The sequence below is a fragment of the Wukongibacter baidiensis genome (assembly GCF_050888315.1).
GTDB classification, from domain to species: domain Bacteria; phylum Bacillota; class Clostridia; order Peptostreptococcales; family Caminicellaceae; genus Wukongibacter; species Wukongibacter baidiensis.
Genome location: NZ_CP138202.1, coordinates 2104321 through 2119005, shown reverse-complemented (window position 1 = coordinate 2119005; position 14685 = coordinate 2104321). Strand labels below are relative to the sequence as shown.

Sequence of the window (14685 nt, the reverse complement as noted above, 5' to 3'; positions counted from 1 at the left end):
AATCTAAAATTAATATAATTAAGGTGAGCCTATGAGTTTAGAAAAGATATTAGATAAAGATCTAGAAATATTTAAGATTATACTAGGGTCTAAGGAAGAAATAAAAAGTAAATGGGAATATGTAACTTACAATGCCAATGAGACCATGTGTGAGTTTGGAGACCCATGTAAATATTTTTACATAGTGGTTAAGGGTTTTGTAAATATATATCATACCTCGGAAAAGGGGAAAACCTATTCACAATCTATATACGAAAAGGGTTCATACATAGGAGAATTGGAGCTTTTTACAGATAAGCCCTTTATATGCGGAGTAGAGGCTATGACTGATACAGAAGTAATAAGGCTTAAAAAAGATGTATTTTTAAAGTGGGTAAAGACAGATAATAGTATATTATATTATCTTACAAAAACCTTAGCCAGCAGTACCTACGAACTATCGCAAAAAGCTAGCTATGATACCCTATACTGTCTAAAATTTAGGGTATGTGAATACCTAGTTGAATGCATGAAAAATGAGAATTATCATAAGCATTACAAGATATTCTTGAATAAAAAGTATCTAAGTGAGAAGTTTGTAGTAACTACACGAAGTATAAATAGGACCTTAAGAGAATTAGCCGATGATGATATAATCATACTTGATGATGATTATATTAAAATAAAAAATTTACAAAGGCTTATAGAAGAAAAGGAAGCAGCAAGATTTCTATAGGTGTGTGAGGAAAATGGGGAGGAATTATTAATGAAGAAAAAGCTAGTATTATTTTTAAGCTTGATACTAATGGTATCGCTAGTATTTGCGGGATGTGGAGCAAAGGAAACTCCTAAGGCCGAAGAGGGACAAAAGGAAGAGGCTCCTAAGGCTGCAGAAGAAGCAAAGGAAGGAATTAGTGTATCCTTAGTTGTTGCAGGTGGTTTAGGTGACAGATCCTTCTATGATTCAAGTAATGAAGGTATTGAAATGGCAAAGGAAAAATTAGGTGCTAAGACTACTGTATTAGAGTGTAAAAATGACCCATCTCTTTTCAGTGATCAGCTAATAGCAGCGTCTGAGAGAAGTGAAGTAATAGTAGTTGTTGGTTTTGAGTTCTATGATGTTATCCAAGAGGTAGCAAAGGAATTCCCAGATAAGAACTACATATATATCGATAATGTAATTGAAGGTGTACCAAACATTACGTGTATAGATTACATGGAGAATGAAGGTTCATTCTTAGCAGGTGCATTGGCTGCAATGGCTACTACCGATGAAAACATTGAAGGAATGAATGCAGAAGCTAAGATAGGTATGGTTGGCGGAATGGATATTCCGGTAATCAGAAACTTCCAAGTAGGTTATGAAGCAGGTGCAAAGCACATCAATCCTGATGTTGTGGTAGAAACTATATTTGCAGGAGATTTTGAAGATCCAGCAAAGGGTAAGGAAAGTGCATTAGCTCTATATGCTAAAGGTGTAGACATAGTATTCCAAGTCGCTGGAAAGACTGGAGAAGGTGTATTTGAAGCAGCTAAAGACTCAGGTCAATATGCAATTGGAGTAGATTCAGACCAAAGATACATAAACCCTGACAATATAATAGCTAGTATGGTTAAGGGAGTAGGATTATCTATATATGAATCTTTAGAAAGAATTGAAAAAGGCGAATTTAAAGCTGGTTCTGTATATCAATATGGTATCAACGAAAATGGTGTTGATGTTGCATTTGGAACAGAAGATATGAAGCAAATAGTAACTGATGATATGATAAAGAAAGTAAACGAACTTAAAGAAAAGATTAAAAATGGAGAAATCACTGTACCAGAAGCGAAATAGTTAGACTAAAGAAGAAGCTCAGGCTTCTTCTTTTTTATAATACATATTGGGTGCAAAGCTAGTCTTATAGGCAGTATCGCACTTCGCACTAAACAAAGCTTTAGAAAGGAAGAAGGAAATATGTCTGAAAAAATTATAGAGTTTAAAAATGTATCGAAACAGTTTCCAGGTGTTTTAGCTAATGACAATATAAGCCTTCATGTAAATAAGGGAGAAATATATGCAATAGTTGGTGAAAACGGAGCGGGAAAATCTACCCTTATGAAAACAATGTATGGACTTCATGCTCCAACCTCAGGTGAAGTATATGTCAAGGGAGATCAGATAAAAAGATTTTCACCGAGTACTTCAATTAAGAAGGGTATAGGAATGGTTCATCAGCATTTCATGTTAGTTCCATCCTTTACCATAGCGGAGAATATTGTACTTGGAAGTGAACCAAGAAGTAAAAAGATATTTTCAGATAAAAAGAAAGCAGTAGATATTGTTAAAGAGTTAAGCGAAACCTATGGTCTAGAAGTAGATCCAAATGCCAAAATCAGAGACGTATCTGTTGGGATCCAGCAAAGGGTTGAAATATTAAAGACTCTGTATAAAGGTGCGGATATACTAATATTGGACGAACCGACAGCAGTTCTTACTCCACAAGAAACTGATGAGCTTTTTAAGGTTATTAGAAGGCTCGTAAATGAATTGAATAAGACTGTAATAATAATAACCCATAAATTAAATGAGGTATTGGCAATATCCGATAGAGTTGCAGTAATGAGACAGGGAAAGTTGGTAGACGTAGTAAATACAAAGGATGTAAATGAAAGAATACTGGCGGAGCTCATGGTAGGTAGAGAGGTACTTCTAGAGGAGATAGATAGACCGGAAATGTTGGGAGAAGAATTTATAAGTGTAGAAGGTCTTAGTTTGAAGAATAATAGAGGCTTTGAAGCCTTAAATGGAGTAAGCTTTAAAATAAAATCTGGAGAGATTCTTGGTATAGCAGGTATAGAAGGAAATGGACAAAGTGAACTAGTTGAGGCAATGGCTGGAATGAGAAAAATAGAGTCGGGAAAACTCTTTATAAAGACGGTCGATGCCACAGGCTTTAGCCCCAAAAAGATAAGGGGATTAGGAGTAGCCCATATACCAGAGGACAGACTAGTAACTGGTCTTAGCAAGGTTTCCAGCATAACCGATAATATATTAATGGGAAATCAATTTAAAGAAGAATTTAGTAAAAATAAAATACACTTAAAAAGGGATAATATAAGGAACTATGCCAAGAAACTAGTTGAAAAGTTTGATGTAAGAACGGCTTCAGAGGATGTAAAGGTCGGCTCTCTGTCAGGAGGGAATATGCAGAAGGTAGTTATTGCTAGGGAGTTTTCCTTTGATACAGAAATACTACTAATATCTCAACCGACAAGGGGAGTAGATATTGGGGCCATAGAGTTTATACACGATCAAATAATGAAAAAGCGAAATGAAGGCTGTGCAATATTGTTGGTCTCTGCGGAGTTAGATGAGATTTTTAGATTATCAGATAGAATAATAACCCTTTATGAAGGAGAAGTAACAGGAGAATTTAAAAACGGTGAAATAAGCAAAAATGAGATAGGATACTATATGACAGGCAATAGAAAGGAGCAGGACTAATGTTTAAGAACACAAAAGAGAATATGGAGTACTTAATATCTCTTTTCTTATCCATATTCGCGGCATTACTTATTGGCGCTGTGATTATGCTTGTAAATGGACAAAATCCTTTAATCGGATACAAAGAGCTAGTTTTAGGAGCTTTTGGATCAAAGTATAAGGTTGCTACAACCTTTGCAAAGACAGTACCCTTAATCTTAACTGGTTTTGCTACAGCCATATCATTTATGAGTGGAATATACAATATTGGTGGAGAAGGGCAGTTATACCTAGGAGCATTTGCTGCTGCCTATGTAGGGTTTACATTTACTAACCTTCCAGTTTTTATAGCTGTAATTCTTGCAGTAATGGCATCGGCTTTAGTAGGAGGGCTATATGCCTATTTCCCAGCAGTATTAAGAGTAAGGTATGAAATCGATGAAGTTATAACAACAATAATGCTCAATAGTGTAGCGATACTTTTTACAAATTATCTAGTTAACTATCCATTCCAAGCAACAGAAGGTAAAATGGGTGGAACAGAGATGATAGCAGAGACATTTAAGTTCCAAAAACTTGTTAGACTGTCAAAGCTGAATACTAGCATATTCTATACAGCAATTATAGCTATTATTATGTACTATCTAATAAAGAAGACATCCTTTGGATACAACTTTAGGATTGTAGGAGAAAATGGAATATTTGCTAAATATGCAGGATTAAACACAAAGAGATATATGATTTTAGCTATGGTTATATCGGGAGCACTTGCAGGTATAGCTGGAGCATTTGAGGTATATGGAGTTCACTATAGATTTTTACAAAACATTTCTAAGGGATATGCCTTTGATGGAATGCTTGTAGCACTTATAGTTAGAAATAATCCAATTGGAATTATATTTATGTCTATATTCTTTGCCATGCTTAAGACAGGTTCCAATTCTATGGAATTAGCTACAGGAATACCTTCAGAGCTTATCTTGGTTATCCAATCCATAATTATACTATTTATTGCGGGAGAGAATGGATTTAAGAAGATAATTAAAAAGTTTAGATTAAAAAGTGGAAAGTTGGTGAGATAATGCTAAAGGACGTATTTAATTTAACACTCATCCAAAACACAATAAGAACAGCTACTCCATTAATACTAGCAGCCCTTGGTGGACTTCTAACGATGCATGCTGGGATTTTAAATATAGGAATGGAAGGCATGATATTAATAGGAGCCTTCTTTGGTGTGTTAGGAAGCTACTACTTCGGTAGTGCCCTAGCGGGGGTTCTATTGGCTGTACTGTCGGGATTAGTAATAGGGCTTATATTTGGAGTTTTTACAATAGAACTAGAATCAGATGAGTTTATAATAGGAATTGCAATAAACATTTTTGCAGGAGGACTTACTGTATTTTTATTAAGAAGTATATTCGGTGTAAAGGGAGCATTCTCATCACCTAAAATAATTCCACTGCCCGATATACATTTCCCGATAATAGATAAAGTAGGATTCTTAAATGTAATATTTAATAATCATTCTGTGTTTGTATATATCAGTTGGATATTAGTTATATGTGTATATATATTCCTGTATAAGACTCCATATGGATATTGGCTTAGAGGTGCAGGAGAGCATCCAGAGTCATTAGAGACAGTAGGGGTAAGCCCGAAGAAAATGAAATATATAAGTTCTTTATTATGTGGCGTATTTTGTGGTATAGCTGGAGCACACTTGTCTCTTGGATATTTAACATTGTTTACAGAAAACATGAGTGCAGGAAAGGGATTTATAGCACTTGCGGCAATAATATTTGGAGCATCAAATCCAATCAAAACCTTTGGAGCAGCCCTTTTATTCGGATTCTTTGATGCATTAGGAATCAGACTTCAAGGAGTAGGAATCGCATCACAATTTACTCAAATGATACCTTATCTAGCTACAGTATTTGTCCTATTTCTAGTGGCTAGAGGAAAACTAAAGAGAAAGGGTATTTAATATGAAATATGATGTAATTGTATTAGGGTGTGGTCCAGCAGGATACTATTTCGCTAGAAGCTATGCTAGACATAACAAGCGTGTAGCAGTTATTGAAAAGGATAAATTGGGAGGAGTGGGCTTTAGGACAGGCTGTCTTCCTGTAAAAAAATACTTAGATACCATAAGGGATGTAAATATAAGTAGAAAGCTTAATATGAACAAAATATTAAAAGGTGAGATATCCTTAGAAAATCTTTATACGTCAGTAAGAGATGGGCTATACAAAGTTGAAAACATGATAGAAAAAGAGTTAAAGGACTTAAATGTAGATATATACTTCGGCAATGGCAATTTTTTAAGCAGAAATGAATTTAAAATAAATGATAAAGTTTTAGAGTTCGAGAAATGTGTTATAGCTACAGGAACGAATCCTAGTGGATTTGGAGATATAACTATAGATGAGGATATAATTTTAAGTCATATAGGAGCCATAAATCTGGAAGAACTTCCAGTGGATATATGTATTATTGGTGCTAATGTGGAAGGGATAGAATTTGCTTCTATGTTTTCATCCCTAGGAGTAAAGGTTACGGTTATCGATATGGATAGAGAGATACTAAGGGGAAATGATGAAGATCTAAAGGAACTTAGCATAAATTACCTTAGGGAAAACAATGTAGAATTCATATTGGAAAGAGAAGTTAATGAAATAGATATAGTAAACAATAGAGCTAAAATATCCCTTAGTGATAGGGAAATCTACTCAAGTAAGGTATTGGTTACGGGGATTAGAAAACCTAATATACCTAAGGGCTTGAAAGAACTAGGTATAGTTACCAAGGACTCAAACATTCCTGTTGATGACCGTTTTATGACAAATATGGATGGCATATATGCTATAGGTGATATAAATGGGATGCTTGGAATGGCACATATAGGGATAAATCAAGGAATAGAGCTGGTAGATTATTTTATAAATAATAAAGTACCTAAAAGGAACTATAAAGCGCTTCCTAGATCAATATATACAATTTACGAGATAGCAGGAGCAGGTTGCCAGGAAAACGAGCTTCAAAAAGAAGAGTATAGAGTAGAAAAGGTATACTTCAGAGATATATTTAGAGGTTTTAGTAAGGGGATAGATAAGGGATTCTTAAAAATCCTAGCGGACAGAGATAACAAAATAATTGGCCTTTGGATAAGCAGCGAAAATGCTTCTGACTTGATAGGGGATATTGGGATTTGGATAGATGAAGGATTGAGAGTAGATGAGATTAAAAATAGACTATTTATCAATCCTACACTAGGAGAAGCAATATTAGACACAGCACTAAAATTTCAAGGGGGCATGGACTAAAGATGAAACAGCCACATATACAGTGTAGTAAAGAAGATGTTGCAAGAATGGTAATACTACCAGGAGATCCTGCAAGGGTAGATCGGGTTGCAAAGTACTTGGATGAATATGAGGAGATTGCCAACAATAGAGAGTTTAAGACCCTTAAGGGTAAATATAAAGGTATGGAAGTCAGCATTGTATCAACTGGAATTGGTGGAGCGTCTAGCTGTATTGCTCTAGAGGAGTTAATAGCCTGTGGAGGAGAATACTTCATAAGAATAGGAAGCTTAGGAGCATATCAAAGCAATATTGCCATAGGGGATTTAATTATAGCCGAGGGAGCAGTAAGGGAAGAAGGAGCTTCCAAGATGTATATAGGAGATATTTATCCAGCCGTGTCAAATATAGAAATAATCGAAGCACTTAAGAAAAAGGCTGAGGAGTTAAATTATCCCCATCATCTAGGTCTAGTAAGAAGCCATGATTCTTTCTATATAGATAACGAAGATGAGGTTGTACAGTACTGGAGTTCAAAAGGGGTACTTGGCGGTGATATGGAGACAGCCACCTTGATGACCCTTGGAAGACTAAGGGGTGTAAAGGTAGGATCAATACTAAATAACGTTGTACTGTTCAAGGGGGATGTAAAGGACGGGATAAACAACTATGTAGATAATGATAATATGGCTGAAGAAGGAGAAAGAAGAGAAATAATTTTAGCTCTTGAGACTTTGTATGAGATAAGTAGGAACCTATAAATAAAGATTACTAAAAAAATCAAATATAACTATTAAAGTTGAAAATATGACTCGGGGACAGACACATCTGATACGCTACCTTTTTAGGGTTGCTGGCTACCTGTCCTCGTGTCATATGAGAATGTGGTTATATATAACCGATAGGGCAGATAATGCTTTATCGGTTATTTTAATGAAATTTAAATATCAAATGTAATAGATTTAAATGGGAATAAATAGCATGAATTATATTATTTGAAATATATTAGACAACAGTGTATAATTTTTCCAAGAACTAAATTGTGAATAATTACAATATTTATAGAATTAATATCTGTAGTGAAAAGTTAAATACAGAAGTTGGATTGCTATTAGCGAGTAAGTTTATTAAAGTTTAGGGTGTGATACAGACGTTAGAATATAGAATATGATTTCAAAATAGAATAAGCACAAAAAGAGGGAGATAAATTATGGAGGATATTAAAATAGTTTACAATAGGAAATTAGTTTTTGGTATTATTTTAAGTACTTTAGTTATTAGCTGGTTATCTTTGGGTATTATTACAACAGTCTTCGTTTTGGGTGCAGCATATTTCATATTGTTTTATAAAAATCCTATTAAGTTTGATTGGATTAAAAAGCCTTTAATTGTTTTTGATCTTCAGAAAAAGGGAATCAAAGTATATTCTTTTGATAAGGAGATCCCTTGGAATGATATTGATACATATTATATTAAATTTAATTATTTCAGATATTACCTTTGTATAAAACTAAGAAAAGATATAGTGATGACAGAAGAGAAAAGATTGTTTTATGAAAAATTACAACAATCAAATATTTTAAATGAAACCCTTGAAGAGGATAAAATAATAGAATATCCTTACAATTTTATAGAAAGTTCAACCGATGATTTAAAATCAAAAATTGAGATGTTTTTAAAAGAGTATTCTACATATTACCGCGAAATATCACAAGATAGATTAGAAATTAATAAAAGTACATCTAAAATATTATGGATTGGGTTAGGTAGTCTGTTTTTTATTAATATATTTGCAGAAAATGCCACTGTTTTCTTGGTAACTTGTCTTATAAGTATACCTATTATGTTCTATTTTTTTAAGAAAATGAAACATACTCCATATCTGATTTTAACAAAAAAAGGATTTGAATTTCCTCAGGCAAATTTTAAGCTTGATTGGAATGTGATTAAATTAGTAGAAGTACAAAGGGGAACAAGGGATACTTCAGGTGCGTTAATAATTTGGTTTAACGATATTAAATCTTTTATGAACGAAAATCCTAATTTTTTCTCAAGAATCGATGATGTATTAGATTATGATATAGGTAAATTATTAAAAACTGGAAGGTTCAAAGTGAAATGTTCAGAAACAGCAATAGGAGAAGATGCTTTAAGAGAAGAATTTCAAAGATATATAGATAAATATGGTCAAGTAACTATTCAAAAAGAAGATACTCAAAAGCATAATAAGCGGGAAGAAAGCTATAAGCTTATTTATCCTGAAAAGGATTTAAATAATGAAATAGAAGATAAACAGAGTACAAAGTTAGAAGAAATAAAAGATAATACTATCATAAATATAACAGATGAAAAAAAGGAAGTTCTATCTGAAAATGAAGCTACTGCAGACCATTTACAAAGTCTAGAACCAGAATGTAATTTAGAGCTTCGAAAACTTGTAAAAATTCAATTTAAATCACAGTGCTCCTTTAATCAAATGATTCTTTTAAAGGAAGAAGGCAAGTATTGTTTAGCAGTAAGGGTAGAAGGGTTGAGATTAGACGGCTATTGTATTTTCTTGAAAAATCAAATCAAAACCTTATCCTATTGTCCTGATTTTTACAATGAGCTACTTCAAAAAGAATATTATTTTAAATTAAATACAGCACATTATATTGACCTAAAAAATTGGGAGACGATTTTTAATAGTTATCAGGTAAAAAATCATTTTGTAGAAATAAAAACTCTAAATGAAAACTATAGGGGAAAAATTAATGAAATATCAGAAGAAAAAATTGTTTTAAACTCATTTAATATAAAAGATAAAGTTACCTTTGAACCTGTATCCATCGATTTAAGCTCAATTACTCTGAGTTCTTTTGAAACTTCGGAATTAATGCTTTTAGAAAAATATAGTTCTTAAATATATAAAAAGGTGTACCTAAATATAATAGTATTTAAAGTGACGTATTATATGGGACTAAGGTTTATTTCAATGCATCTAAAAATTACTGATATATGTAAGTTGAGCCGTACCATAACTAAAGGATAAATTTTGAGTTATTTTAAAAATACATGAAGAGTCCTCATTATCTGAGGACTCTTCATGTATTTCTTGCTATGAAAACCTGAACTGCTGTTACCTGCAATTCGTCCAAATGAGATTTTTAGGTAAACAATATAAAATATTAATAGATATCAATTATTAAAATATTTTATTAATCCAACTGCCTATACTTTTTCCTATACTGTTAAGTGCACTTATTACTTTACTGAATCCATAACCTGCACTTTTCAATGCCTTTGCTATACTTTTTGCTGAGGCTTTATATGCAGAGTCAAGAGCTTTCGCAATTGATTTAGCACCATATCCAGCTTTTTTCAATAATTTTGCTGCTCCTTTTGTTGATTCATTATAAGCATCTTTTATTACAGCAGCCACCTCTTCTACTTCATATTCTGCGGCTTTTAATGCTTTTACTGCTTCTTCTTCAGTAGCATTGTAGGCATTATTTAATGCTGTTGCAACCTCATTAGCTGTTGCAGCACTATTTTTCATTTCAATTGCTACGCTATTTAACACTCCTTGATCGTTTGATGCAAAGGATGTTGTCACTAGTGCAAAATTCGCTATCATAATAATAGCAATTAATAGATACATCCTACGCGTTGTAGATCTTTTTCTACTTTTTTCGATTAGTCTTTCATGATTTAAGTTTTTCATAACATTTCTCTCCTTCACAATTTTTTTTACTTTCCTTAAGGGAAAGAGTTTTGATTTCATGAGCCAATTATATTCGTACAATGTGATGGTTTTGTGATGTAAAGTATTTTTTTATTATAAAATTACTTTAGGACTATGGAATTATATACTATGTTATTATATTTTGCACTAACAAAAGAAAGTTGTTAGACTAGAAAAGTTGATTTAAATAACAAAACTAATTTAGATATACAATATTTGATTATTATATTGGTATAATAATCATAGAGTTCATGGCCCATTATGTCATTTAACACCTGTATAATATAGATAAGTTATGTCAGAAAAAAATGTTAACATCAAGTATATTTAAATCAGTAATTGCATAAATGCATTTCGAATTTGGAGATGGTGTTGAAGTTGAAAATCAAAATGAGGAAATTACAAATATAATAATTGCTTAATAGGATTTATAAAGTCCGATACTTAGGAGCTATTTCCTTAAATCTAGATGAATTGATTACAGAGTATTAATAACAAGTACTGATGAAGAAAGGATGTTGATTATGGCTAAGAGCACTGGAATACCAGAGAAATCACTAGAACAATACGATTTGATTGTTTCTGAAATTGATGGAGTAGAACGTAAGGGTAAAGGATCGCCCTATACTTCCATAAACGGGAACATGTTCACAATGATGAGGAAAGATGGTGTCCTCGGTATTCGATTATCCAAGGAAGACAGAGAGCTGTTTATGGAGAAATATGGTGCGAGGGAATTCGAAAACTATGGTTCAATGATTAGGGAGTATGTTGAGGTTCCTGAGAAGGTACTGATGGACAAAGAAGTTATGGTGGATTATTTAAAAAGAAGCTTTGAATATACTAAAACCTTGAAGGCCAAAGCAACAAAGAAGAAACCCAAAAGTTCAACAAAATCTAATAAAAAAGTTACTCATGAAGTAGGTAAACAATACAAGAACGGTCAATTAAAATCTGAAATCAAAGGAGATCAGCTTATTAACTACTTTGAAGATGGATCAGTAAAAGCTCAGGGTATGATCAAGAATGAAAAAATGGAGGGTAAGTGGGTATTCAACAGAAAGGGCGGCCAATTATGGCAGATCGGTCACTTTAAAGCGGATGCAAAAAACGGTGAATTTATTCGTTATGATTCAAAAGGTGATATAGCGTATCATGTTGTTTTTGAGAATGGAAAGGTTGTTAAAAAGCTGTACTAATAGCAAAATTTTATAATGATGAACTGTATTGCAACATGTAGAATGATCAGTATCATAAATAAGTAAAAATGTGCATGTAATGAAATAGAGGAGCATAGTTAGGATGCTTAGGGGGGACGGTAACAAATGCAAAAATATAAAACACGTAATGAATTAAGAAATTGTCTTATAGAATCCTTTTCAAAAGAATCTGAGATATATTCAATATATTTCTTCGGGAAAGAGATAGATAATAAAACAGATGAGTACTCCGATATTGATATGATTATATGTTCGAATGATTTGGCAAAAACACAGGCAAAATATTTGAAAATACTCAATGACATTTCACCAATTATCGGTTCATATCTTCTTAACAGTACAGAAAGTGATTTTTCTCAAATGGTGATGTTAAAAGATTTTTCACCATACCAAAAAATAGATTTATCTATTACTGATAGTATTGAGACCAAAATATCAGCTGGTTTTGGTCCATTTATCTCCATCTACAAAGATAATTCACTTACTACTAAAGTCAATTCAAAACTAGATATAATCAAACAAGATAGTGTAAAAAATCAACTTGATAATTTTCTGTTTACTGTACCTCGATTCACAAAATGTCTTTTTAGAAAAGATTATGATATGTATAGACGATGGAAGCACATAAGTAATTATACTATGATATTACTGTACGAAAAGTATTTTGGCTGGGAAGAAAAAACTTCAAAACAGGAAGTGGACGTAAAAGAATTATCTAAACTGAATAAAGTAATGAGTAATGATGAAAATGAAATATTAAATAAAATCTTTCCCTCTTCTGGTATTGTGAATATCGCAGAAAGTTATGAATTATGCATAGTATTATTAATAACTTTGTGTAAACAAAAAGCTGATTACTTTAAAGTTGAGCTAAACGAAGATTTTATTCTACACATAGAAAGATTTCTACATTCAGAAATAACGCGATATATTAAAACTATACAATGAAAAGCTTACATTGTTTAGCAGCACCGTTGGTAAAGGTGATACATAAAATCGTAGTTTGTGATGTACGGTGAACTACATCATAAATCTTATATCTGACAGTAGTTTAATACAAATGAGGAGTATTTAACATGGATTCACATATTTCCATATAAACTGCCTTAAAATCAGATGATACTCATTTGAACATAAATAAATCCCCTCTGAGCATTCGGATTTTGTTATATAATCTGAATGCTATGAGAGGATATTAATTACTGTTATAGAGAATACAATTTAAAGCAACTTAATCAGGTCTTCTAACTCTTCAGATAAAGCTTTTGCAAGCTCAAAATCTGTGTCTTTTAAAGCCAGTTCTATTTTCGTTTCAACCGATTTTTTCTTTTGCTCAATTTCTAAATAGTTTCTATCAAAATGATTAGCATAGATCTTCCTTCTGAATTTTTTCATACTCATTTTTCTGAGTGTATTATCTTCAATGAGTAGAACATAATCCATACAATTAGATATAGTATAGTAATCATGAGATATCATTAGAATCGCACCGTTATAGTTATCTACGGCTTTTTCAAATGCTATTTGTGAATATGTATCTAAATGACTTGTGGGTTCATCGAGGAGCAACATGTTTGCATTACTAGAAGAAACTTTTGCTAATTGAAGTATATTTTTTTCTCCACCAGATAAAGATCCAATTTTTTGAGTCATTATTTCTTCATCAAAACCGTACTTATATATATATGATCTAATATCCGAATAGATTTTAAAACCTGCATCGAAGAACTCTTCAAGTATGGTATTAGATTCATTTAGTGTCTCACCTTGATGTTGAGATAAGTAAGCCACTTTAATATCAGGATTAATCTCAATGGAATCACTATTATTTTTAAAAATGTCTCGGAGTAAAGTGGTTTTTCCAGTACCATTTGAACCGATAAGAGCAACTTTATCAGTAGATTTAATCTCGAAATTAACATCTTTTAAAAGTATCTCATCATAGGCAACGCTGTAATCATTAACTTTTAAAGCGATAGTTTCTTCGATCTCATTATCCGTATCAAAACTGATATTTGGCTGCTTAATATCTACAAATGGTTCTTTAATACGTCTTGCTTCTAATCTTTCTTGAATTTTGACTCTAGCCTTTAGAGATCTTCCTTTAGAAGCTTCAGAATTATAAGTTGCAATATATCTTAGCTTATTGATCAACATAGCGTTTCTCTCAATTTCTTCACTATCGGCTATAGCCAGTTCTTGTAACTCAATTTTAGTTTGAAGTAATGAGAATTTATAATCAATATATCTTCCATCAAACTCTTGAAGTTCCATGTTTTCAAGGTGCAGAATTTTATTAAAACAATGATTCAATAGATATCTGTTATGGGTTATAATTAATAGTGTTCCTTTATGTGAATTAATTAGGTTTCTAAGAGAATTAAGGTTTTCGAAGTCTAAGAATACATCGGGTTCATCCATAATTACTAAGTCTGGATTATTGAGCATTTCCTTAATTACTTGTATGAGTTTGAATTCTCCACCACTAAGTTCAGATACCATTAGATCTTTATGCCTAGCTAGGTCCGCTAGATTCAGTTTTTTATTTATGATGCTTTCGAAATCGTCCCCACCAATTGCATTAAATGCGTCTAAAGCTTGCTGGTATTTTTCTAGTAGAGTATCAATATCCGAAGAGGTTTCCATCTCAGTGCAAATGGATGTTATTTCATTTTGTAATTTAATAAATTCTTTTCCTATATATTCGTAAACAGTAGTATCTTTTATTTTCTCTAATTGTGAGAACTGACTTACATACCCAATTCTACAATTAGGATCCATCTCCAACTTACCATCGAACATATATCTTTCTGGATCCATAATTATATCTATTAATGTACTTTTTCCACTGCCATTTGTTCCTATAAAAGCGCAATGTTGATCATCTTCTAATGAAAATGAAATATTATTATATATATCTTTTTGCGGGAACGAGTAAGACAAGTTTTCAACTTTTATCATATTATTACCTCTCTTTATCATTTAAAAAGA

12 protein-coding genes are annotated in these 14685 nt (G+C 32.3%); 10 read left to right on the top strand and 2 right to left on the bottom strand.

Translation table 11 applies throughout. The features are described from left to right. The first annotated feature begins 31 nt into the window (after positions 1 to 31). The 8 genes from R9X47_RS09570 (at position 32) to R9X47_RS09535 (ending at position 9652) form a co-directional block, all read left to right on the top strand. Complete coding sequence (locus R9X47_RS09570) at positions 32 to 715, top strand: Crp/Fnr family transcriptional regulator (protein ID WP_432666576.1); 684 nt, start codon at positions 32 to 34, stop codon at positions 713 to 715. Between the two features lie 30 nt (positions 716 to 745). Next, the gene (locus R9X47_RS09565; protein WP_432666575.1) at positions 746 to 1816 is read left to right on the top strand and encodes a BMP family lipoprotein; all 1071 of its coding nucleotides are present in this window, start codon (positions 746 to 748) and stop codon (positions 1814 to 1816) included. A gap of 120 nt (positions 1817 to 1936) precedes the next feature. After that, positions 1937 to 3466 carry an ABC transporter ATP-binding protein gene (locus R9X47_RS09560; protein WP_432666574.1) on the top strand — a complete coding sequence of 510 codons (1530 nt, stop codon included), beginning with the start codon at positions 1937 to 1939 and terminating at the stop codon, positions 3464 to 3466. Continuing rightward, positions 3466 to 4527 carry an ABC transporter permease gene (locus tag R9X47_RS09555; RefSeq protein ID WP_432666573.1) on the top strand — a complete coding sequence of 354 codons (1062 nt, stop codon included), beginning with the start codon at positions 3466 to 3468 and terminating at the stop codon, positions 4525 to 4527. Before R9X47_RS09560 ends, R9X47_RS09555 begins: the two co-directional genes overlap by 1 nt. Next, positions 4527 to 5432 carry an ABC transporter permease gene (locus R9X47_RS09550; protein WP_432666572.1) on the top strand — a complete coding sequence of 302 codons (906 nt, stop codon included), beginning with the start codon at positions 4527 to 4529 and terminating at the stop codon, positions 5430 to 5432. Before R9X47_RS09555 ends, R9X47_RS09550 begins: the two co-directional genes overlap by 1 nt. A gap of 1 nt (position 5433) precedes the next feature. Further along, positions 5434 to 6771: a dihydrolipoyl dehydrogenase family protein gene (locus tag R9X47_RS09545; RefSeq protein ID WP_432666571.1), complete on the top strand. Its 1338-nt coding sequence runs from the start codon at positions 5434 to 5436 to the stop codon at positions 6769 to 6771. 2 nt (positions 6772 to 6773) lie between these two features. Next, entirely contained in the window at positions 6774 to 7511 is a 738-nt protein-coding gene (locus R9X47_RS09540) for a nucleoside phosphorylase (RefSeq protein WP_432666570.1), read from the top strand. A 449-nt stretch (positions 7512 to 7960) separates the two neighbouring features. Continuing rightward, positions 7961 to 9652: a hypothetical protein gene (locus tag R9X47_RS09535; protein ID WP_432666569.1), complete on the top strand. Its 1692-nt coding sequence runs from the start codon at positions 7961 to 7963 to the stop codon at positions 9650 to 9652. A 282-nt stretch (positions 9653 to 9934) separates the two neighbouring features. Here the strand turns inward: R9X47_RS09535 and R9X47_RS09530 are convergent, their stop codons facing one another. Further along, positions 9935 to 10453, bottom strand: coding sequence for a hypothetical protein (locus R9X47_RS09530; RefSeq protein WP_432666568.1), 519 nt, complete (start codon positions 10451 to 10453; stop codon positions 9935 to 9937). A gap of 545 nt (positions 10454 to 10998) precedes the next feature. Here R9X47_RS09530 and R9X47_RS09525 point away from each other — a divergent pair. Further along, positions 10999 to 11673 carry a hypothetical protein gene (locus R9X47_RS09525; RefSeq protein WP_432666567.1) on the top strand — a complete coding sequence of 225 codons (675 nt, stop codon included), beginning with the start codon at positions 10999 to 11001 and terminating at the stop codon, positions 11671 to 11673. A 126-nt stretch (positions 11674 to 11799) separates the two neighbouring features. Continuing rightward, complete coding sequence (locus R9X47_RS09520; RefSeq protein WP_432666566.1) at positions 11800 to 12642, top strand: hypothetical protein; 843 nt, start codon at positions 11800 to 11802, stop codon at positions 12640 to 12642. A 273-nt stretch (positions 12643 to 12915) separates the two neighbouring features. Here the strand turns inward: R9X47_RS09520 and R9X47_RS09515 are convergent, their stop codons facing one another. Beyond that, complete coding sequence (locus tag R9X47_RS09515; protein ID WP_432666565.1) at positions 12916 to 14655, bottom strand: ABC-F family ATP-binding cassette domain-containing protein; 1740 nt, start codon at positions 14653 to 14655, stop codon at positions 12916 to 12918. Positions 14656 to 14685 lie beyond the last annotated feature (30 nt).

Excerpts from the sequence above, each read along its gene's own strand:
- R9X47_RS09570 (WP_432666576.1), top strand. The coding sequence starts at position 32 with ATGAGTTTAGAAAAGATATTAGATAAAGATCTAGAAATATTTAAGATT.
- R9X47_RS09565 (WP_432666575.1), top strand. The coding sequence starts at position 746 with ATGAAGAAAAAGCTAGTATTATTTTTAAGCTTGATACTAATGGTATCG.
- R9X47_RS09560 (WP_432666574.1), top strand. The coding sequence starts at position 1,937 with ATGTCTGAAAAAATTATAGAGTTTAAAAATGTATCGAAACAGTTTCCA.
- R9X47_RS09555 (WP_432666573.1), top strand. The coding sequence starts at position 3,466 with ATGTTTAAGAACACAAAAGAGAATATGGAGTACTTAATATCTCTTTTC.
- R9X47_RS09550 (WP_432666572.1), top strand. The coding sequence starts at position 4,527 with ATGCTAAAGGACGTATTTAATTTAACACTCATCCAAAACACAATAAGA.
- R9X47_RS09545 (WP_432666571.1), top strand. The coding sequence starts at position 5,434 with ATGAAATATGATGTAATTGTATTAGGGTGTGGTCCAGCAGGATACTAT.
- R9X47_RS09540 (WP_432666570.1), top strand. The coding sequence starts at position 6,774 with ATGAAACAGCCACATATACAGTGTAGTAAAGAAGATGTTGCAAGAATG.
- R9X47_RS09535 (WP_432666569.1), top strand. The coding sequence starts at position 7,961 with ATGGAGGATATTAAAATAGTTTACAATAGGAAATTAGTTTTTGGTATT.
- R9X47_RS09530 (WP_432666568.1), bottom strand. The coding sequence starts at position 10,453 with ATGAAAAACTTAAATCATGAAAGACTAATCGAAAAAAGTAGAAAAAGA.
- R9X47_RS09525 (WP_432666567.1), top strand. The coding sequence starts at position 10,999 with ATGGCTAAGAGCACTGGAATACCAGAGAAATCACTAGAACAATACGAT.
- R9X47_RS09520 (WP_432666566.1), top strand. The coding sequence starts at position 11,800 with ATGCAAAAATATAAAACACGTAATGAATTAAGAAATTGTCTTATAGAA.
- R9X47_RS09515 (WP_432666565.1), bottom strand. The coding sequence starts at position 14,655 with ATGATAAAAGTTGAAAACTTGTCTTACTCGTTCCCGCAAAAAGATATA.